This window comes from Catenulispora sp. GP43, from assembly GCF_041260665.1.
GTDB lineage: Bacteria > Actinomycetota > Actinomycetes > Streptomycetales > Catenulisporaceae > Catenulispora.
The window spans coordinates 58,581-79,564 of sequence record NZ_JBGCCT010000001.1 but is presented as its reverse complement, the minus strand read 5'-3'; the positions used below and the strand labels follow the sequence as shown (position 1 = coordinate 79,564).

Below are 20,984 nucleotides of genomic sequence, written 5' to 3'. Positions count from 1 at the left end.
TCGAACTCCCCGGCCGGACAGGGCCGAACGGGGGAGTGTCATCGACGTCTCACACCTCGCTCACGATCTCTCACGAGATCGTCCACGTGTCGGACCCGGTCAGCAGCTCGGCGAGCTTGCCCGAGCCCAGGGTGCGCGCGGACTCGTCCAGCTGCGCGCTCATCAGGGCGTCGTAGGTCGGCCGGGTGACGTCCCGGAACACCCCGATCGGGGTGGGCGAGAGTGTCGTGGGGTCGGGCAGCCGGGACAGCGCGAAGGCCAGGTCCGGCTCGGGGGTGTGGGCGTCGTGCACCAGCACCGCGTCCCCGGCCTGCTCCAGCGGCACCGCCTTCAGCGTGGCGTCGGGCATCCGGACGATCCCGTACCGCTCGGTCTCGGTGCCGAAGGCGATCGGCTTGCCGTGCTCCAGCCGGATCAGGTGCCGGTCCTTGACCGTGTTGTCCTTCAGGTTCTCGAAGGCGCCGTCGTTGAAGATGTTGCAGTTCTGGTAGATCTCGACCAGCGCCGTGCCCTGGTGCTCGGCCGCGGCCTGCAGCACCGAGGTCAGGTGCTTGCGGTCGGAGTCGATGCTGCGGGCCACGAAGGTCGCCTCGGCGCCCAGGGCCAGCGACACCGGGTTGAACGGGGCGTCCAGCGACCCGTACGGCGTGCTCTTGGTGATCTTGCCCTGCTCGGAGGTCGGCGAGTACTGGCCCTTGGTCAGTCCGTAGATCCGGTTGTTGAACAGCAGGATCTTCAGATTGACGTTCCGGCGCAGCGCGTGGATCAGGTGGTTCCCGCCGATGGACAGCGCGTCGCCGTCGCCGGTGACCACCCAGACCGACAGGTCCGGCCGGGAGGAGGCCAGGCCCGTGGCGATCGCCGGGGCGCGGCCGTGGATGGAGTGCATCCCGTAGGTGTTCATGTAGTACGGGAAGCGCGAGGAGCAGCCGATCCCGGAGACGAACACGATGTTCTCCCGGGCGATGCCCAGGGACGGCATGAACCCCTGGACCGCCGCCAGGATCGCGTAGTCCCCGCAGCCGGGGCACCAGCGCACTTCCTGGTCGGTCTTGAAGTCCTTGGTCGTGAGCTTGAGCAGTTCCGGCATTTAGACCCCCGCCCTTTCTTCCTGGGCAACCGCGTCCGACTCGATCAGGTTCTTGATCACTCCGGCCAGCTCGGCCGCCTTGAACGGCAGGCCGCGCACCTGGTTGTAGCCGACCGCGTCCACGAGGTAGCGGGCGCGGATGAGCATGGAGAGCTGCCCGAGGTTCATCTCGGGGATGAGCACTCTGTCGTACTCCTTCAGTATGCGCCCGAGATTCGCCGGGAAGGGGTTCAGATGACGCAGATGGGCATGCGCGACCGGCTGTCCCTCCCGGCGGACCTGGCGGCAGGCCGCCTGGATCGGGCCGAAGGTCGAGCCCCAGCCCAGGACCAGGACCTTCGCCTGGCCGGAGGGGTCGTCCACGTCCAGGTCCGGGACGTCGATGCCGGCCACCTTGGCGGCCCGGGTGCGCACCATCAGGTCGTGGTTCGCCGGGTCGTAGGAGATGTTGCCGGTGCCGTCGGCCTTCTCGATGCCGCCGATCCGGTGCTCCAGGCCCGGGGTGCCGGGGATGGCCCACGGCCGGGCCAGGGTCTGCGGGTCGCGCAGGAACGGCCAGAACGCCTCGGTGCCGTCCTCGAGCGTCTTGTTCGGGCCGGTGGCGAAGTCCGGGGCGATCACCGGCAGGTCGGCGACGTCCGGGATCCGCCAGGGCTCCGAGCCGTTGGCCAGGTAGCCGTCGGACAGCAGGAACACCGGGGTCCGGTAGGTGACGGCGATCCGCGCGGCCTCCAGGGCGGCGTCGAAGCAGTCGGCGGGGGAGCGCGGCGCCACGATCGGCACCGGGGCCTCGCCGTTGCGCCCGAACATGGCCAGGAGCAGGTCGGACTGCTCGGTCTTGGTCGGCAGGCCGGTGCTCGGGCCGCCGCGCTGGATGTCGCAGATCACCAGCGGCAGCTCCAGGCTCACCGCCAGGCCGATGGTCTCGCCCTTGAGTGCGATGCCGGGGCCGGAGGTGGTGGTGACGCCGAGCGCGCCGCCGAAGCTGGCGCCCAGGGCCGCGCCGATGCCGGCGATCTCGTCCTCGGCCTGGAAGGTCCGCACGCCGTGGTTCTTGTGCTTGCTCAGCTCGTGCAGGATGTCCGAGGCCGGGGTGATCGGGTAGGCGCCCAGGAACATCGGCAGCCCGCTCTGGTGGCTGGCCGCGATCAGGCCGTACGCCAGTGCGAGGTTGCCGTGGATGTTCCGGTAGGTGCCCTTGGGCATCGGCGCCGGGGCGATCTCGTAGGAGACGACGAAGTCCTCGGTCGTCTCGCCGTAGTTCCACCCGGCCCGGAAGGCCGCCACGTTCGCGGCCGCTATGGCCGGCTTCTTGGCGAACTTCTTCTCCAGGAACGCCAGCGTGGCCTCGGTCGGCCGGTGGTACAGCCAGGACAGCAGGCCGAGCGAGTACATGTTCTTCGCGCGTTCGGCGTCCTTGCGGGAGATGTCGTGGCCCTCCAGGACCTTCACCGTCTGCGTGGTCAGCGCGACCCTGTGCACCTTGTAGGCGTCCAGGGAGCCGTCCTCCAGCGGGTCGGCGGCGTAGCCGACCTTGCTCAGCGCGCGGGGCGTGAACTCGTCGGTGTTGACGATGATCGTGCCGCCGCGCGGGACGTCCTTGATGTTCGCCTTCAGCGCCGCCGGGTTCATGGCCACCAGCACGTCCGGGGCGTCGCCCGGGGTGAGGATGTCGTGGTCGGCGAAGTGCAGCTGGAACGCGGACACGCCGGGCAGGGTCCCGGCGGGGGCCCGGATCTCGGCGGGGAAGTCGGGCAGCGTCGACAGGTCGTTGCCGAACGCCGCGGTCTCGGAGGTGAACCGGTCGCCGGTGAGCTGCATGCCGTCGCCCGAGTCGCCGGCGAAACGGATGATGACCCGGTCGACCTTCTCAACCTGCTTGGTCATGGGAACCCGCCCTGTTGTGGAAATTATCGTTAGCGCGCACTACCAATGCTACGGCGAGTAAGTTTCCCGGAGCTGTAGTGGGATTGCTCGGATGTCTTACAACGCGGAATCGCGGTGAAAGAGATGTAAAGATGGGCGGGTCGCCTTGCGGCGCCCACCCATGATCGACTAGAGGTGCTCCGGCCCTGGTCAGGGCCGTCCCAGCGCCCGGTACGTCCAGCCCGCGGTCCGCCAGGCCGCCGCGTCCAGCGCGTTGCGGCTGTCGATGATCCGGGCGCCCCGCACCTGCCCGCGCACCGCGACCGGGTCCAGGTCGCGGAACTCCTGCCACTCGGTGAGGTGCAGGATCACGTCGGCCTGCTGTGCGGCCTCCATCGCCGAGGAGGCGTAGGACAGGGTCGGGAACATCTTGCGCGCGTTGTCCATGGCCTTGGGGTCGTAGACGGTGACCTGCGCGCCCTGCAGGTTTATCGACGCCGCGACGTTCAGGGCGGGGGAGTCGCGGATGTCGTCGGAGTCCGGCTTGAACGCCGCGCCCCAGACCGCGACGCGCTTGCCCAGCAGCGAGCCGTCGCACTGCTCGCGGGCCAGGTCCACGGTCCGGGCCCGGCGCCGCATGTTGATGGCGTCGACCTCCTTCAGGAAGGCCAGCGCCTGGTCCACGCCGAGCTCGCCGGCCCGGGCCATGAACGCCCGGATGTCCTTGGGCAGGCAGCCGCCGCCGAAGCCGAGGCCCGGCACCAGGTAGCGGCCGCCGATGCGCGGGTCGTGGGACAGCGCCTCGGACAGCTGCATGACGTCGGCGCCGGCCGCCTCGCACACCTCGGCCATGGCGTTGATGAAGGAGATCTTGACCGCGAGGAAGGAGTTCGCGGAGACCTTGACCAGCTCGGCGGTCGGGAAGTCGGTGACCACCAGCGGCACCTCCTCCTCCAGCAGCCGCGCGTAGACCTGCCGCAGGTCCGCCTCGGCCTCGGCCGAGCGCACGCCGATGACCAGCCGGTCCGGGTGCAGCGTGTCCTTCACGGCCCAGCCCTCGCGCAGGAACTCCGGGTTCCACGCCACCTCGGCGTTCGGCGCGATGCCGGCGACCATCGCGGCGACCCGGTTGGCGGTGCCGACCGGGACCGTGGACTTGCCGACCACCAGCGAGCGGCCCTGGTGGGCGATCGCCCGGGCGAGGCTCTCGAAGGCGGTGTCGACATAGGTCATGTCGGCCGCGTACTCACCCTGCTTCTGCGGCGTGCCCACGGAGATGAAGTGCACCGCGCCGTCGCCGGCCCACTCGGCCAGCTCGGTGTAGTCGCAGGTGAAGGACAGCCGCCCGGCGGCGATCTGCTTCTGCATCAGTTCCTGCAGGCCGGGCTCGTAGAACGGGACGTGTCCGGCGGCCAGGGCGGCGACCTTCTCCACGTCGACGTCCAGGCCCATCACCTCGAAACCGAGCTCGGCCATGCAGGCGGCGTGGGTGACACCGAGGTATCCGGTGCCGATCACCGTGATCCGCACTTGTATCTCCGATCTGGTGAGATGTCCGTCGAACGAGCCCAGAGTAGACGGACAGTCTATGGAGATCCCTCACGCGAAAGGACCAGATCTGCTCGACGTCGCCGGGCCCCGGCGGGCGCCGGCGGCGGCCGATCGCGCAGGGTGTCCGCCCGACCTCTGATGGTGTCCCTCGCGCCCATGGTTGAGCCCGAGGGTACAAGCGGTTGCGTGAAGGGTTGCTGAAGCGGTTCACCGGCGCGCCCGGCCCCGGCGGTCCTCACCGGCGATTCAGAGCCCTGACAGGTGATCACGCCTCGTAAGCGACTAAGGCGCAACGGGTAGGCGAACAGATGTCCTTGGTCGGACGTTTCCCGACTCGTGGTCCGCTCCACACGCCTAGATTGATCGCTCGAGGAAACTTCGAAGATTGAGCTCGAGTGTTGGGCGGAATGCCATGGACACTGTTCGGGACGAGAGCGGACGGGTGCTGGTGGACCGTGCTGAGAACGGGCGCTACCGCTGGCGGGCGAAGGCGAGCAACGGACGGATCGTGGCCATCTCCGCCCCCGCGTACTCCGCGGCGGACGAGGCGCGCCGGGCCTACTCCCGCTTACGCCGCGACGCGCCCAACCTGTCGGCGCGCATCAGCCACGTGAAGGACGGGGCCGGCTGGACCTGGGTCCTCCAGTCGCCCAGCGGAACCCCTCTGGCCCGCTCGATCCGCTCCTACGAGCGCTACGCGACCTGTCAGATAGCGGTCGCCAAGTTCCTGGCGATCCTGGCCGCCGACGGCTGAGATGCCGGGCGCCCTGATGGTGCGCGCGGGCGGCGACGGCGAACTGACCTGGGTCCTGATGGCCGCGAACGGCCGGCCGCTGGCCCGCTCCGCCGCCGCCTACCGCAGCGACGAGGCCCTGGACGCGGCCTGGCGCGAACTGGTCGCCGACCGCGAGGCCCTGAGCATCCGCCTGGGCCGCGCCGGCGACGGCCCGGACTGGTGGTGGTCGGCGGCGCTGCCGGTGCGCGTCACCGGCACCGGCATGAGCGCCGGCGTGGTGGTGGCGCGCAGCGCCCGCGGGTATCTGCGGCCGGACCAGTGCCGCGGCGGTGCTTCGGGGTTTCTCAACGCGCTGTCTGGGTTCGCGCGGCGCGGGCGCTGAGGCGTGCCCGAATAGTCACTGTCGCAGAAGCCTGACGGCGTTCGGCGCCAGATGAACGCGAGACCCCGAAGACGGCACCACCGCGCCACTGCCGGAAGCACACCGGGTACCGGCCGATCGTGTTTCAGGACCCTCATAAGCCCTGCCAGCAGCGCATCTGGGCGGTCTTCGATCCACCCTGCGGCGCAGGGCGCTGATCGCTCGCTCTGGTCGGGACGGGGCCGGTCGGCGAATCTCAATCCCGCAAGGACCAGTCCCCCTTGCAGGAGGAAAAGCAATGCGTTCTGTCACCCGCAAGCTCGCCATCACCTCGGCGATCGCCGCGGCCGCCCTGGGCGCCGTGGTGGCGTCGAACGGCGCCGCGCTGGCCGACCCGCCGTCGGGCACCACCCCGGCCGCGACCGACATCGTGGCCGTCGGCTCGGACACCATCCAGGCGCTGGACAACGGCGTGTCGACCGCGTACAACGCCACCAGCCCGGCCTCGAAGTTCTACAGCTGGGACGCGACCCCGGCCGGCAACATCACGCCGAAGTCCGGCGCGAGCACCATCGCCCGGCCGAACGGCTCCGGCGCCGGTATCACCGCGCTGAACAGCACCACCGACACCACGCTGGACATCGCCCGCTCGTCGCGGGGCCCGAACTCCGGCACCACCGACTGGTTCATCCCGTTCGCGACGGACGCGGTGGGCTGGTCCGCCTACACCGGCGGCAACGCCCCGCATGACCTGAGCAGCTCCGACCTGCAGGGCATCTACAACTGCACCATCACCAACTGGAGCCAGATCACCGACGAGGGCACCCTGCCGAACGCCCCCATCGACGTGTTCATCCCGCAGTCCGGCTCCGGCACCCGGTCGTTCTGGCTGGGCGCGCTGGGCATCACGACCACCCCGTCGTGCTGGAAGGCCACCACGCCGGAGGAAAACGAGGGCACCGACCCGGCGTTCGCCGGCGACGTCAACGCGATCTTCCCCTACTCCCTGAGCCACTACATCGGCCAGGTCTACGACGGCAAGGGCACCACCACGGACGCCCCCGGGGTCCTGGACGCCAACCGCTCGATCGACGGCACCGAGCAGCTCGACACCACGAACAAGGTGTGGAACTCGAACCTGTCGCTGACCTACACCCGCAACGTCTACCACGTCGTGCGCCAGGCCGACTGGTCCAACGCGACCGAGGGGCCGCGGCTGAAGGCGCTGCTGGGCCGCGCCTCGAACAACGGCTGGCTGTGCAAGAACGGCGCCAGCCTGATCACCAGCTACGGCTTCCACACCCTGGGCAACGCCTGCGGCACGCTCCAGGCCGGTATCTGAGCCCCCTGAGTCCCCTGAGCCACCGAGTTCTCTGAGTTCCCAGCACGAGCACAACGGCCGGGCCCGTCGGACGCGTCCACGGACGATCCGACGGGCCCGGTCCTTCCCAGTTGTCCGTCCCGCAGAACCGTCTTCAAGGAGTCCCCATGAACCGCACCGTCGTCGTGCGCTCTCTGGCCGCCGCCGCGGCGATCGCCGCGACCGTCGTCGCGCTGCCGTCCGCCAGCGCGACCGGCACCCCGGCTTCCGGGAGCGTCGCCGTGACCGCCTCGAACACCTTCCTGACCGCCGCGCTGGAGTCCGGCATCGCCGCGGTGCCGCTGCCGACGGCGACCGGGTCCTACGACAGCGCCTCCGGCGCCACCGCGACCTTCCCGGTCACCGGCGGCAACGCCGTGCTGGCGCGCTTCTACGGCACCGTCACGCTCGGCGGCGGGATCGCGTTCGCGGACGCGCTGACCGGCAAGATCGTCTGCTTCCACCAGGTGGCGCTGTCCGGCAGCACCCAGGAGGTCTCCGCGGTGCCCGACGGCGGCACGACGCCGGTGAACCTGTTCGCCTTCGGCGACAACACAGTGGGCAGCGCCACCGGTGCCACGCCGCAGACGCTCACCGGCGACGCCGACATCCCGGCCGACGGCGCCGCGTACCTGAACCAGGCTCTGCACACCACGTTCTTCACCGCCGGCCAGGCCGTCGGCTCGCTGACCGCCAGTTACACCCCGGCCGGCTGAGGCCGCCCGAACCACTTGCCACCGAACCACCCGCCACCGACCGCGGACCGGGCGCCGGGCGATCCCCGCGCCCGGGCTCGCGGTCGGCCACCGTTTCCGCCTTGGCCGCGTCGTGGACCGTCACCCGTCGCCCGCGGGGCGGCGAATTGTATGCGTCCCCTGATTTTCGACCTCGGAGGTCCTCCCCATGTCGCCCCATGAAGCGGGAGCCGCCCGCCGGCGCAGAGGCCTGCGCGTCTACTGCGCGGCCGTACTCGCCTGGACGGTGAGTTTCATGACGGCCCTGGTCCTGCTGCCTCCGGGTGCGCACACCATCGCCGCCGCGCACGCCGACGCGTCGTCGGTCACCGTTCAAGGACCGCCGGTGTGGATCCCGGCGACGCAGACCACCGGGGCCGACGGCACGGTGACCGTCTCCCAGACCCAGAACGTCGTCGACCAGACGGTGCACGTGTCCTGGACCGGGTTCACCCCGAGCACCCACGGCTCGTTCGTGGTGTTCGGGAACTCCAACGGAGGGAACTGGAACGCGGTCGGGTACCCGGTCACCGTCTACGAATGCCGGGGTACCAACCCGACGATCACTGACTGCTACGGCGGGTTCCACTACGGCCAGGACCCCAAGGCCGGATTCGAGCTCCCCTCCGAGTCGGCGGGTCTGCAAGCGCCGGACTTCCCGTCGAACGTGGTCGCGGCGGTCACCCGCAGCGACGGCACGGGCAGCGCCGACCTCGAGATGTACACCGCGAGCCAGTCGCCGACCCTGGGCTGTGACGCCACGCACCAGTGCTCGATCGTCGTCGAGCCCAACTACGGCGGCGACGCGCTGGGCTTCAGCACGGACAGCGGGGCGGCGGACTGCACCTACCACGACGGCGACACCGGCCTCGGGGGTGCGGCCACCGGATCGGAGTACGAGACCATCGGCGCGTCCGGCTTCGAGGACGGCGAGCAGTGCGCGTGGAACGAGCGCACGGTCATCCCGGTCTCCTTCGCCCCGGTCCCCGCGGCGTGCCCGGCGAGCGCGACCGACGTCGCCGCCGAGGGCATGCCGATGCTCGACCGCGCCCTGACCCAGTGGGTCGTCGGCTCGTGCCTGGCCGGCGTCGACCCCGTCACGGTCCAGTACAGCAGCGACCTCACCGAGCCCGAGGCGCGTACCGACTTCCTCCAGGGCCGGGCCGGTGCCGACGTGGCGTTCACCTCGCTGCCGGCCGATCCCGCGACCGCCAGCGCGCGTCCCTACACCTACGTGCCGCTGGGCAACACCGGCATCGCGATCGCGTTCTTCGTCGACGATCCGAAGACCCACCTGCCGATCACGGGCATGAAGCTCAACGCGCGGCTGGTGGCGAAGCTGCTGACCCAGTCCTACGACTACGAGAACTTCGTCGGGGCCAAGAGCGACACCGCCTCGGTCGCGGGGAACCCGGGCTGCCTGTTCAAAGACCCCGAGTTCATGGCGCTGAACCCGACCAACAACGCCTTCACCTGGCCGACCTGCGCCGCCCAGGACGGCTCCGAGCCGATCGTCGCCGGCGGCCAGAGCGACCTGGTGCGCGAGCTGACGATGTGGATCATGTCCGACCCCGACGCCAGCCAGTTCCTGAGCGGGAAGCCGGACCCGTGGGGCATGCACGTCGACAGCTTCTACAAGACGTCCGTGTACCCGTACCCGATCAACAGCTTCGTGGCCCAGGACGCCAGTGGCCCGCCGGTGGACCCGGGCACCGGGCTGCCGTACGACCCGCAGGGCACTCACCGGGACTACAACCGCCTCAAGGGATTCGAGTGGAACCCCATCCAGGCCGGGCTCGACGCCGTAGCGCGGAACCTGGTCCTGCAGACGCCGACGTGCATCCTGCAGAACTACGAGGCGCCGGCCGGGCACGCCAAGTGCGGACCGCAGAACCTCGGCAGCCGCAGCCTGATCGCCATCGTGGACACCGGCCGCGCGGCCGCGTTCAGCTTCCCGACCGCGGCGCTGGCCAACGGCACCGGCGCCTTCGTGACCGCGAACGCTCCCAGCATGGCCTCCGCGGCGCTGGACTACGTGACCGATCCCAAGACCGGCACACAGTCGTTGCCTTGGGGCGTCGGCCACACCGGGTACGCCGGTGACACCGCCGCCTATCCGCTGACCGTCCCGAACTACGCGATGGCCCCGACCTCGGGCGTCTCGTCCGTCAAGGCCACCGACATCGCGGAGTTCCTGACCGCGGTCACCGACAGCCGCAGCGGCCAGCTTCCCGGCAACCAGCCCGGGCAGCTCGCCCCGGGTTACGTCGGCGACACCCCCGCGCAGGCCGGGCAGGCCGGCACCGCGATCGCCAGGATCCGGGCCGGGGCCGTCCCGGGCGGCGGGCCCACCACGGTCACCGCCACCGGCCCGGTCACCGGCCAGCCGACCACCTCCGGCAACGTCGTGGTCACCCCGGTCACCGTTTCGAAGAACGGCACCGCGTCGGTCTCGTACCTCACCAGCACCATCGGTTCCGGTGACGCGGCGAACGGCGGCACCGGCCCCGGCGGTTCCGGCGGCTCCTCTTCGAAGGGCGCGGCAGGCAGCGGCGGACCGACCCACAGCCTCAGCGGCTCCACCGCCGCGGCCGCCCTGGGCAGCGTCAGCGCCGACACGGCGGGCTTCGGCCGGCTGGTTCTGCCGATCCTGCTGATCGTCGGCCTGGTGCTGGTGGCCGCCGGGCCCGCCGCCCTGCTGCTGACCTCCGGCGGCGCCGGGGCGAGGCTCAGGGCCCTGTGGCCGAACTCCGCGCGCCGGTTCGGGCGGTGAGCGGGTGAGTACCGCGGACGTCGGCGCCGAGCTCGCTGACAGCCTGTTCGGGCCGCCTCCCGGGAATTCCGGCTACGGCCCGCAGCCGGGGCCCGCCGCCGAGGACCGTCCGATCCGGATCATCCCCGGGGTGTCGCGGGGCGACCGCGTCTTCCGGATCGCGTTCCGTGCCGCCGGGCTGTCGGTGTTCGCGATCATGGGGCTGATCGCGTTGTTCCTCCTCACGCGCGGGGCACAGGCGCTGCACGCCACCGGGTGGTCGTTCCTGACCGAGCAGCGGTGGCAGACGGCCACCCACCGGTTCGGCGTCGGCGCGGTGCTGCCGGACGGGATCATCATCGCGGTCATCGCGCTGCTGATCGCGGTGCCGGTGGCGCTGTGCGCGGCCGTGTTCATCTCCGAGTACGCGCCCCCGGGACTGCGCCGGACGCTGGTCTCGCTGGTCGACCTGATGGCCGCGGTGCCCAGCATCGTCTACGGGCTGTGGGGGCTGATCTTCCTCACGCCGCGGGTCATCGGCTTCGAGCGGTGGCTGTCCACGCACCTCGGCGGGGTGTTCCCGTTCCTCAAGGTGCGCAATGGCGAGATCGCCGCCTCGTACGCGCAGTCCGCGTTCATAGCCGGCGTCGTGGTGTCGCTGATGGTGATCCCGATCATCTGCTCGCTGTCCCGCGAGGTGTTCTCGCAGGCCCCGACCGGGGAGCGGGAAGGCGCGTACGCGCTCGGCGCGACGCGCTGGGGGATGGTGCGGACCGTCGTGCTGCCGTTCGGCAAGGGCGGGGTGATCGGCGCGGTGATGCTCGGCTTCGGCCGGGCGATGGGCGAGACCATCGCGGTGGCGCTGATCATCTCGCCGGTGTTCGCGGTCACCTCGCATCCGCTGCAGGCCGGCGGCAACTCCATCTCCTCGCTGATCGCGCTGCGCTACGGCGAGTCCGACAAGCTCGCGCTGTCCGCGCTGATGGCCGCCGGGCTCGTCCTGTTCACGATCACGCTGCTGGTCAACATGGCCGCGGCGGCGATCATCTCCCGTTCGCGCTCCGGCGCCGCGACCAATGAGTGAGGGGTCTGAGGGCGCCATGACGACTGTCGAATCCGCTGTGCCCGCCGCCGCTGTGCCCGCCGCCGACGTGGCCGCTGTCGCCGTCGTCGACCGGCCCGCCCCGGTCGGCGACGGCCCCGGCGCGGCCCACCCCGATGCCTACCCTGATGCCTACCCTGATGCCCACGCCGACGCCTACCTCGACGCCGACAGCGGGCAGGTGCGCGTGCGTCCCGGCGCGCTCACCGCCGCCGACTACGCGACCCTGGCCGGCGCGGCGTTCGGCGCGGTCGGCCTGGTCTGGCTGGTGTACGAGCGCCTCATGCCGTGGTCCGGCGCGCTGGGCTTCTGGCTGTGCTGGTACCTGGTCTACCTGGCCATGTACTGGGGCATCGCGCGCACCCAGTGGGAGGCCCGCCATGTGCGCGAGAAGATCGCCACCGCCGTGTTCACCGGAGCCGGGCTCCTGATCCTGGTGGTGCTCGTCGACCAGGTGGCCTACGTGGCCTGGCGGGGCGAGAAGGTCGTCGTGCACGGCAACTTCCTGACCTCCGACATGCAGAAGACCGGCCCGCTGGACCCGCTGACCTCCGGCGGCTGCCTGCACGCGATCGTCGGCTCGCTGGAGCAGCTGGGGCTCGCGACGCTGTTCGCGGTGCCGCTGGGCATCTCGGCCGCGGTGTTCATGTCCGAGGTCGGCGGCCGGCTGGCGCGGCCGGTGCGGACCGTGGTCGAGGCGATGACCGCGCTGCCCTCGATCGTCGCGGGCCTGTTCATCCTCGGCTCGGTGATCCTGACCCTGGGCTACGACCGCAGCGGGTTCGCCGCGTCGCTGGCGCTGACCGTGATGATGATGCCGATCGTCACCCGGGCCTCGGAGGTGGTGATCCGGGTCGTGCCGAACACCTTGCGCGAGGCTTCCTACGCGCTCGGCGCCAGTCAGTGGCGCACGGTGTGGAACGTGGTCCTGCCCACCGCGCGGTCCGGCCTGACCACCGCGATCCTGCTCGGCATGGCGCGGGCGGTGGGGGAGACCTCGCCGGTCCTGCTCACCGCCGGGTTCACCTCCGGCATGAACGCGAACGCGTTCAGCGGCCAGCAGGTCAGCCTGCCGCTCTACGTCTGGAACTACGTCCGCTACCCCCAGGAGGACATGAAGATCCGGGCCTTCGGCGCCGCGCTGACGCTGATGGCGATCGTCATGATCCTGTTCGTCGCCGCGCGCGTGGCCGGCGGCCGGCGGCCGGGCGAGCTGTCGCGCCGCCGCCGACGGCAGATGGCCCGCGACCGGGTCCGGGCCGCTGCGACGCCTGCCGTCCCTGCCGTCCGTGCCGCCCCTGCCGCGCCGCGCCCGCATCCCGCACCGACACCCACCGCCGCGGCTGTGGCCCATCCGAACCCGGAGCCTGCCTCGTGACCGTCCGAACCTTGAGAAGCCGAATCCCGGCCCGGCTGGCGGCGGCGCTTGCTGCGGCCGCAGCCCTGGCCGCCGCGATTACGCCGGCCGCCCCGGCGCACGCCGCGACCGCGCTCAGCGGCTCCGGCTCGTCCTGGAGCGGCCCGGCGCTGGACCAGTGGCGCCGCGACATCCTGCCGCAGGGCATCGACATCGACTTCACGGCCAACGGCTCCGCGGCCGGCCGGACCGACTGGGAGAACGGGATGGAGGACTTCACGGCGTCCGACGTGCCGTTCCGGACCACGCCGGACCAGGGCGTGGGCTCCAGCGGGCACTCCAACGGCCAGGGCAACGTCGAGAACCCGACCTACCGCTACTCCTACGTCCCGGTGACCGCCGGCGGCACGACCTTCATGTACAACCTGAAGATCGGCGGCAGGCAGATCACCGACCTGCGCCTGTCCCCGGACGTGCTGGTCGGCATCTTCACCAACCAGATCACCATGTGGGACGACCCCCGGATCAAGGCCGACTACCCGGGTAACCTGCCGCACGAGCCGATCACCCCGGTGGTGCGCTCCGACGGCTCCGGCGCGACCGCGCAGTGGACCCGGTACATGGAGCACACGCACAAGGCGCAGTGGGACGCGTACTGCACCTCGATCAACGGCGTCTCCTGCGGGGACTACACCGAGTTCTTCCCGACGCCGGCGACCAGCAACATGCACGCCGAGAACGGCTCGGACGTGGTGGCCGGTTTCATCATGTCCCCGGAGGGCGAGGGCGCGATCGGCTACGACGAGTACGCCTACGCCAAGCTGAACAACTGGCCGGTCGTCAAGGTCCTGAACCCGGCCGGCTACTACGCCGTCCCGACCGCCTCGAACGTCGCGATCGCGCTGACCGCGGCGAAGATCCGCGGCGTCGACGACAACACGCCGCCGGACGATCCGAACTACCTCCAGCAGAACCTCGACGCGGTCTACACGATGACCGACCCGAGGTCCTACCCGATCTCCAGTTACAGCTACATCATCGTGCCCCGGGACACCGGCTCGCTGCCGCTCCCGCCCCGCGCGTCCGACGACCACGGCGCCGCGCTGTCCAAGTACGCGGCCTACATCCTGTGCGCGGGCCAGGCGGAGGCCGACCAACTCGGCTACTCGCCGATCCCGCGCAACCTGGTGCGCGGCGGGATGCTCCAGGTCTCGCACATCCCCGGCCAGGCCTCCGGCGTGGATCCCAACACCCTGGCGAACTGCGCGAACCCGACCTTCAACGCCGCCGGCCAGCTGACGGTGCTGACCAACGCCCCGCAGCCGAGCCCGTGCGACAAGGCCGGCGCGCCGCTGAACTGCACGGTCGGCGGCGGGACCGGCGGCGGCTCCGGCGGATCCACCGGCGGCTCGTCGGGCGGCAAGGGCGGCTCGACCGGCGGCCACAGCTCCACCGGCGGGACCAGCGGCGGCACCGGGGGCTCCGGCGGATCCGGCAAGACCGGCGGGACCACCGGCGGCAACAGCGGGACCACCGGCGGCACGGTGGGCGGCACCACCGGCGGCGCGGCCGGCGCAACCGGCGGCGGGACCGGCGGGATCGACCCGCTCACCGGGCTGCCGACCGACGGCTCCGGCAGCGGCGGGGACAGCGGCGGCTCCGTCGGCGGGGCCACGGCGGTGGTCGCCGACGTGCCGCAGCACCGGGACCCGAAGCTGATGGCCGGGCTCACATCGCTGGAGCTGCTGGCGGTGGTGATCGTGCCGCCGGTGCTCGGGAGCGTCCTGGCGCGGCGCCGCAAGCTCGCCGCCGCCGGGAAGGACCGGACGCCGTGAGCGCGGCGACCGAGGCGGCCGCGCCGGCTGTGACGCCGGATCCGGAGGCTGAGGCACCGACCGAGGCACCGGCCACGACGGAGCCCGGCGCCGGCGTTCCGCAGCCTGCTGCTGAAGCGCCCTCGTCCCCGTCGTCCCCGTCGTCCCAGTCGGCTCGGGCGGCCGCGCTGCGCGAGGGCCGGGCCCTGCGCACCGTGCGCATGGTGGGCATGGCCGCAAGCCTGACCGCCGCGCTTCTGCTGGGCTGGGCCGTTTACGCGTTCGGCTTCTCCAAGCTCCAGGAGCAGCACAGCCAGGCCGACCTCTACCGCGCGCTGGCCGGCGAGCTCGGGCAGGCCACGGCGCCGGTCGGGCCGGCCGCCGACGGCGCGCCGGTGGCCATCATGGACATCCCGGCGATCGGGCTGCACCAGACGGTCGTGGTGGAGGGCACCACCGGGTCTGATCTGGCGCGCGGCCCCGGGCACCTCCGTTACACGGTGCTGCCCGGCCAGCCCGGTGTCAGTACTCTGCTGGGCCGGCGCGGGACCTTCGGCGCGCCGTTCGCGGAGCTGCCCCGGCTGCGCCTCGGCGACAAGATCACCTTCACCACCGGCCAGGGCGCCTTCACCTACACCGTGAACGCCTTCGGCCAGGGCTCGAAGCCGGTCATGGACTCCTTCCCGAACCGGCTGGTGCTGGCCACCGGCGACTCGACCTGGATCCCGACCCACGTGATCTACGTCGGTGCCCGTCTGGACGGCGCGCCCACGGACGCCTCCGGGCAGCGCGGCACCAAGACCGATCTGGACAAGCCGCTCTCCTCCGACACCGACGCCTGGCCCGCGCTCCAGCTGTGGGCCCTCGCGCTGGCTCTGGCCGTGGCCGCGACGGTCGTGCTGGCCGTGGTGGGGAACCGGCGCGCCGTCTACCTGTCGACGGCGCCGGTGCTGGCCGCGCTGCTGTGGTGCGTGTACGAGAACGCCACCGTCCTGCTGCCGAACCTCTACTGAACCTGGGACCACGATGACCGAGACCGAGATAGACGAGTACGGCGCGGTGGCGACAGCCTCTGCCGCGGACGCCCCGACCCAGCAGCTGCCAGCCGTCCCCGCCGATCCGGGCGCGGCCGCCGGCGTCGCTCCGGCCGCCAGTACCGCTCCGGCCGCTGGCGCCGGCCGCTCGGGCCGCCTGGTCGGCCTGCAGACCCTGGACCTATCGGCCTGGTTCGGCGACCACAAGGTGCTCGAACGGGTGTCGCTGACCATGGCGCCCGGCGAGGTGACGGCGCTGATCGGGCCGTCGGGCTGCGGCAAGTCCACGTATCTGCGGATCCTGAACCGCATGCACGAGATGGTGAAGTCGGCGCAGCTGGCCGGCCGAGTGCTGCTGGACGGCGACGACATCTACGCGCCGGGCCGCCGCCCCGCCGACGTCCGGGCCCGGGTCGGCATGGTGTTCCAGCGTCCGAACCCGTTCCCGGCCATGTCCATCTACGACAACGTCGTCAGCGGCCTGAAGCTGGCCGGCATCAAGGCCGCCAAGTCCCGCCGCGACGAGCTGGTCGAGACCAGCCTGACGCAGGCCGGCCTGTGGGCCGAGGTCCGCAACCGGCTGCGCGCGCCGGGCGGCGCCCTGTCCGGCGGCCAGCAGCAGCGGCTGTGCATCGCCCGCTCATTGGCCGTGGAGCCGGACGTGCTGCTGATGGACGAGCCCTGCTCCGCGCTGGACCCGACCTCCACCCGCCGGGTCGAGGAGACCATCGCCGACCTGCGCGGGCGGCTGACGATCGTGATCGTCACGCACAACATGCAGCAGGCCGCGCGGGTGTCGCAGAACTGCGCGTTCTTCCTGGCCAGCCACGACACCCCCGGGCGGATCGTGGAGGCCGGGCCGACGCGGCAGCTGTTCGAGGATCCGCGCGACGATCGGACGGCGGACTACGTGAACGGGCGGTTCGGGTAGGCCGCTCGGGGAGGCCGCCGGTCGATCGGCGGGCCCCGAGCGCGCCGCCGGGTCCTCGCGGGCCCGGCGGCGTCCGGTCCGAACAGCTCAGAACAGCTCAGAACAGCTCAGAACACCGACCATCCCGTGGCCGCGCTGAACCGGTCCAAGGCCTCGACCCCCGCCACCGAGTTCCCGTGCGGGTCCAGGGCGGGTGACCACACGCACAGCGCGGCGCGCCCCGGCACCACCGCCAGGATCCCGCCGCCGACGCCGCTCTTGCCGGGCAGCCCGACGCGGAACGCGAAGTCGCCGGCGGCGTCGTACGCGCCGCACGTCATCATCAGCGCATTGACGCGCTTGGCGCCGAGCACCGGCAGCAGCCGGGTCCCGTTGGTGCGCACCCCGTGGCGGGCCAGGAACAGCCCGGCCATCGCCGTCTCGGCGCAGCTCATCGAGATCGAGCAGTGCCGGAAGTAGTGCTCGGCGGTGACGTCGACGGGATTCTCGATGTTGCCGTAGGCGGCCATGAAGTGCGCCAGCGCCAGGTTCAGGTCCCCGTGCTCGGCCTCGGAGGCGGCCACCGCGCCGTCGATGGTGACGGTGTGGTCGTCGGATTCGGTGCGCAGGAAGTCCAGGACGGCGCCGGCCGCGTCGCCGGTCTGGGTCTGCAGGATGTCGGTGACGACCAGCGCGCCGGCGTTGATGAACGGGTTGCGCGGGATGCCGCGCTCGTACTCGAGCTGGATCAGGGAGTTGAAGGCGTTGCCGGACGGCTCCACGCCGACCCGGCCGCGCAGCGCCCCGGCGTCGCCGGCCATCACCAGCGCCAGGGTGAACACCTTGGAGATGCTCTGCAGCGAGAAGCGCTCGCGGAAGTCGCCCACCCCGTAGAGGTGGCCGTCGACCGTGGCCAGGGCCATCCCGAAGCGGTCCGGGGGCACCTCGGCCAGCGCCGGGATGTAGTCCGCGACGCGCCCCTCGCCGACGTAGGGGGCCACCTCCTCGGCGATCCACTCCAGTAGCGCGTCGTAGGCGATGTCGTCCACCGACACCGCCGCGCCTTCCTCATTCGCCATCTGTGTCTGCGTCCTTTATGAAAGCCATGTCCTTCATGAAACCTGTGTCCCTCATGAATCCGGTCGTGCCCGGGCCGGGCGGGAACACCATCCCATCCCGGGTGAGAAGGATCACGCCACCGGAGGTCTGCCTCGTTCCCCTACGAAAGTCGGACGTGCGCCGATCCGCGGCCGACCTACGCTGAAGGGGTGAAATCCCCGGCCTGGCTCCCGCGTGCCCGCGACCTCGCGGTGATGTCGCTGGCCCTGCTGGAGGGGCTAGCGGACCTGTTCACGGACGCCTTCGAGCACCACGACGTGCCGATGGCGGTCCTGCAGACCTCGCTGGCGCTGGCCGGGACGGTGGCCCTGTGGTGGCGCCGGACGCACACCGAGCGCGTGACCGTGCTGTGCATGCCGCTGGCCGCGCTCGGCCAGGTGCAGGTCCCGCTGGCGATGATGCTGTTCGCGCTGGCGGTGAAGCGCCGCGACCGGGTGATGTGGACGCTGAGCGCGTTCGCCTACGCCGCTTTCCTGGCCCAGAGCGCCATCGAGAAGCACGGGGACCTGAGCTTCGGCGACGTGCTGGTGACCGCGCTGTGGGTGCTGGTCCTGGTCCTGTTCGGCGCCTACTTCGGCGCCCGGCACGATCGCCTGGTCGCCCTGCAGGAGCGGGCCGAGCGGGCCGAGGCCGAGCAGGAGGCCCGGGCCGAGGCCGCGCGGATGGCCGAGCGCACCCGCATCGCGCGCGAGATGCACGACGTGCTGGCGCACCGGATCTCGCTGATCGCGCTGCACGCCGGCGGCCTGGAGATCACCGAGCGCCCCGAGCCGGACGCCGCGCGCCAGACCGCGGGCCTGATCCGGGAGACCGCGCGCTCGGCCCTGGAGGACCTGCGCGACGTGCTCGGCGTGCTGGCCAGCAGCGACACCTCGGCCCCGCTGGCGCCGCAGCCGCGCTTCGCGGACATCGCCGAGCTGGTCGAGCGCTCGGCCGCGGCCGGCGTCTCGGTGCGCCTGGTGCCGAACAGCAGCCTGAGCCTGGACGCCCCGGTGCCCGAGGCGGTGGGCCGCGCCGCCTACCGGGTGGTGCAGGAAGCGCTGACCAACATCCACAAGCACGCCGCGTCGGCCGCGACCACGGTCCGGCTGTCCGGCGCCCCCGACATCGGCCTGGAGGTGCGGGTGGAGAACCAGGCGCCGCGGGTCGTGGGCACCTCGCTGCCCGGCGCCGGCTCGGGCCTGGCGGGCCTGCGCGAGCGCGTCGAGGTGGCCGGGGGCTCCTTCGAGGCCGGCCCGACCCTGCGCGGCGGCTTCCTGGTCCTGGCCTGGCTGCCGTGGCCGCGGACGGAGGCCAAGGACGCCGGCGAGTTCGGCGTGATCATGTCCCGCACCCGGTCCGGACGGAAGGCGGACAGCGGCGACTCGGCCCGCACCGCCTGCGTGGCCGATGATGGAACAGACCGCACCGCACCCGTAGGTCCGGCCGACCGCCGCCTGATCCCCTCCCCGGAGCCCGCCGCATGATCCGCATCCTGCTCGTCGACGACGAGAGCCTGGTCCGCGCGGGCCTGCGCACCATCCTGGAGTCCGCCGAGGACCTGCGGGTGGTGGCCGAGGCCGAGGACGGCTCGCAGGTGGTCGGCGCGCTCGCCGCGCACCGCCCGGACGTGGTCCTGATGGACGTCCGGATGCCGCGCGTGGACGGCCTGGAGGCGCTGCGCCGGGTGCAGGCCACCCCCGACCCGCCGCCGGTGGTCATGCTCACCACCTTCGACCTGGACGCCTACATCTTCGAGGCGCTGCGCCTGGGCGCCACCGGCTTCCTGCTCAAGGACACCCCGCCGCGCGACCTGATCTCGGCGATGCGCGTGGTGGCCCGCGGCGACGCGATGCTCTCCCCGCCGGTGACCAAGCGCCTGCTGGACCACTACACCGGCCTGCGGGTGGCCGACCGCGCCGAGCAGGCCGCGAAGCTGCTGGCCGAGCTCACGCCGCGGGAGCGGGACGTGCTGGCCGAGGTGGCGCGCGGGCTGTCGAACGCGCAGATCGGGCGCAGCCTGTACCTGAGCGAGGCGACCGTGAAGGCGCACGTGTCGCGGGTGATGGCCAAGCTCGGTGTCGCCAACCGGGTGCAGGCGGCCCTGGTCGGACGGGACGCCGGGCTGCTCGACGAGTCCTGACCGTTCCGCCGGCGGTTTCCGCGACCGGCGTCCGCGGTGTCGGATCCCCGGGTTGCTGTCGGATCCCCGGGTTATGGTGAAAAACATGTCCACGACCACAGAGCGCGACGCCGTCGCCGATCAGCTCGAACCCTTCCGCCGGGAGCTGACCGCGTACTGCTACCGCATGCTGGGCTCCGCTTTCGAGGCCGAGGACGCGGTGCAGGAGACGCTGCTGCGCGCCTGGTCCAAGTTCGACGGGTTCCAGGGGCGCTCGCAGCTGCGGACGTGGCTCTACCGCATCGCGACGAACGTCTGCCTGGACATGGCGCCGGCCGCGCAGCGGCGGGCCCGGCCGATGGACCTGTTCTCGCCGGGCTCGGCGACCGCGCCGAACCTGGCGCGGCTGGAGGAGAACATCTGGGTCGGGCCGGTCCCGGACGACCGCGTGCTCGCCGGCGACCCCGCCGAGGTGGCCGTCGGCCGGGAGAGCATCCGGCTGGCCTTCATCGCGGCGCTGCAGAAGCTCGCGCCGCGCCAGCGCGCGGTGCTGATCCTGCGCGATGTGCTGGCCTGGTCGGCGGCCGAGACCGCCGAGCTGCTGGACTCCACGGTGGCCTCGGTCAACAGCGCCCTGCAGCGGGCCCGGGCCACCCTGGCCGAGGAGAGCGCCGCGAGCGGGGACACCGCCAAGCCGCTGGACGAGGAGCAGCGCGAGTTCCTGGCCAAGTACGTGAAGGCCTTCGAGGCCTTCGACATCGATGGCCTGACCGCGCTGCTGCGCGCCGACGTCTCGCTCAACATGCCGCCCTACCAGCTGTGGCTGCGCGGCGTCGACGAGCTGCGGGCCTGGTGGAACGGCGCCGGGGGCGGCTGCCGGGGCTCGCGGCTGCTGCCGGTCGAGGCCAACGGCATGCCGGCGTTCGCGCAGTACCGGGCCGCCGAGGACGGGGACGGCTGGACGCCGTGGGCGATCATGGTCCTGGAGATCCGGGACGGGCAGCTCGCCGGCATCGGCAACTACCTGGACACCGAGCGGCTGTTCCCGCTGTTCGGCGTGCCGGCGCGGCTTCCGGCCGACGGCAGCCCGGCGTAGT

At 71.8% G+C, this 20,984-nt stretch carries 17 protein-coding genes; 13 read left to right on the top strand and 4 right to left on the bottom strand.

The features are described from left to right. Positions 1-70: 70 nt before the first annotated feature. The 3 genes from ABH926_RS00365 to ABH926_RS00355 form a co-directional block, all read right to left on the bottom strand. Complete coding sequence (locus ABH926_RS00365; protein WP_370363185.1) at positions 71-1,090, bottom strand: 2-oxoacid:ferredoxin oxidoreductase subunit beta; 1,020 nt, start codon at positions 1,088-1,090, stop codon at positions 71-73. Then, positions 1,091-2,977 carry a 2-oxoacid:acceptor oxidoreductase subunit alpha gene (locus ABH926_RS00360; RefSeq protein WP_370363184.1) on the bottom strand — a complete coding sequence of 629 codons (1,887 nt, stop codon included), beginning with the start codon at positions 2,975-2,977 and terminating at the stop codon, positions 1,091-1,093. Positions 2,978-3,166: 189 nt separating this feature from the next. Next, entirely contained in the window at positions 3,167-4,492 is a 1,326-nt protein-coding gene (locus tag ABH926_RS00355; protein WP_370363798.1) for a UDP-glucose/GDP-mannose dehydrogenase family protein, read from the bottom strand. A gap of 427 nt (positions 4,493-4,919) precedes the next feature. Between ABH926_RS00355 and ABH926_RS00350 the strand changes: the two genes are divergently transcribed. The 10 genes from ABH926_RS00350 (at position 4,920) to ABH926_RS00305 (ending at position 16,688) form a co-directional block, all read left to right on the top strand. Then, complete coding sequence (locus ABH926_RS00350) at positions 4,920-5,261, top strand: DUF1508 domain-containing protein (protein WP_370363183.1); 342 nt, start codon at positions 4,920-4,922, stop codon at positions 5,259-5,261. 16 nt (positions 5,262-5,277) lie between these two features. Further along, positions 5,278-5,625 (top strand): hypothetical protein, encoded by a 348-nt coding sequence (locus ABH926_RS00345; protein WP_370363182.1) that lies wholly within the window; start codon positions 5,278-5,280, stop codon positions 5,623-5,625. 277 nt (positions 5,626-5,902) lie between these two features. Beyond that, positions 5,903-6,946 (top strand): PstS family phosphate ABC transporter substrate-binding protein, encoded by a 1,044-nt coding sequence (locus ABH926_RS00340; protein ID WP_370363181.1) that lies wholly within the window; start codon positions 5,903-5,905, stop codon positions 6,944-6,946. Between the two features lie 146 nt (positions 6,947-7,092). After that, on the top strand, positions 7,093-7,680 hold the full coding sequence (locus tag ABH926_RS00335; protein ID WP_370363180.1) for a hypothetical protein: 588 nt from the start codon (positions 7,093-7,095) through the stop codon (positions 7,678-7,680). Between the two features lie 187 nt (positions 7,681-7,867). Continuing rightward, positions 7,868-10,471 carry a hypothetical protein gene (locus tag ABH926_RS00330; RefSeq protein WP_370363179.1) on the top strand — a complete coding sequence of 868 codons (2,604 nt, stop codon included), beginning with the start codon at positions 7,868-7,870 and terminating at the stop codon, positions 10,469-10,471. Between the two features lie 4 nt (positions 10,472-10,475). After that, the gene (gene pstC, locus ABH926_RS00325; protein WP_370363178.1) at positions 10,476-11,534 is read left to right on the top strand and encodes a phosphate ABC transporter permease subunit PstC; all 1,059 of its coding nucleotides are present in this window, start codon (positions 10,476-10,478) and stop codon (positions 11,532-11,534) included. A 16-nt stretch (positions 11,535-11,550) separates the two neighbouring features. Next, the gene (gene pstA / locus ABH926_RS00320; protein ID WP_370363177.1) at positions 11,551-12,930 is read left to right on the top strand and encodes a phosphate ABC transporter permease PstA; all 1,380 of its coding nucleotides are present in this window, start codon (positions 11,551-11,553) and stop codon (positions 12,928-12,930) included. 11 nt (positions 12,931-12,941) lie between these two features. After that, a complete protein-coding gene (locus tag ABH926_RS00315) occupies positions 12,942-14,744 on the top strand; it encodes a substrate-binding domain-containing protein (protein WP_370363176.1) in 1,803 nt (600 codons plus the stop codon). Then, positions 14,741-15,736: a class E sortase gene (locus ABH926_RS00310; protein ID WP_370363175.1), complete on the top strand. Its 996-nt coding sequence runs from the start codon at positions 14,741-14,743 to the stop codon at positions 15,734-15,736. Before ABH926_RS00315 ends, ABH926_RS00310 begins: the two co-directional genes overlap by 4 nt. Positions 15,737-15,749: 13 nt before the next feature. After that, positions 15,750-16,688 (top strand): phosphate ABC transporter ATP-binding protein, encoded by a 939-nt coding sequence (locus ABH926_RS00305; RefSeq protein ID WP_370363174.1) that lies wholly within the window; start codon positions 15,750-15,752, stop codon positions 16,686-16,688. 107 nt (positions 16,689-16,795) lie between these two features. Here the strand turns inward: ABH926_RS00305 and ABH926_RS00300 are convergent, their stop codons facing one another. Continuing rightward, positions 16,796-17,746, bottom strand: a complete 951-nt coding sequence (locus tag ABH926_RS00300) for a glutaminase (RefSeq protein WP_370363173.1) — start codon at positions 17,744-17,746, stop codon at positions 16,796-16,798. A gap of 189 nt (positions 17,747-17,935) precedes the next feature. Between ABH926_RS00300 and ABH926_RS00295 the strand changes: the two genes are divergently transcribed. From ABH926_RS00295 to ABH926_RS00285, 3 genes are all read left to right on the top strand, one after another. After that, positions 17,936-19,252, top strand: a complete 1,317-nt coding sequence (locus ABH926_RS00295; RefSeq protein WP_370363172.1) for a sensor histidine kinase — start codon at positions 17,936-17,938, stop codon at positions 19,250-19,252. Then, the gene (locus ABH926_RS00290; RefSeq protein WP_370363171.1) at positions 19,249-19,908 is read left to right on the top strand and encodes a response regulator; all 660 of its coding nucleotides are present in this window, start codon (positions 19,249-19,251) and stop codon (positions 19,906-19,908) included. Before ABH926_RS00295 ends, ABH926_RS00290 begins: the two co-directional genes overlap by 4 nt. Before the next feature lie 85 nt (positions 19,909-19,993). Further along, positions 19,994-20,983: a sigma-70 family RNA polymerase sigma factor gene (locus ABH926_RS00285; RefSeq protein WP_370363170.1), complete on the top strand. Its 990-nt coding sequence runs from the start codon at positions 19,994-19,996 to the stop codon at positions 20,981-20,983. The last annotated feature ends 1 nt before the right edge of the window (position 20,984 follow it).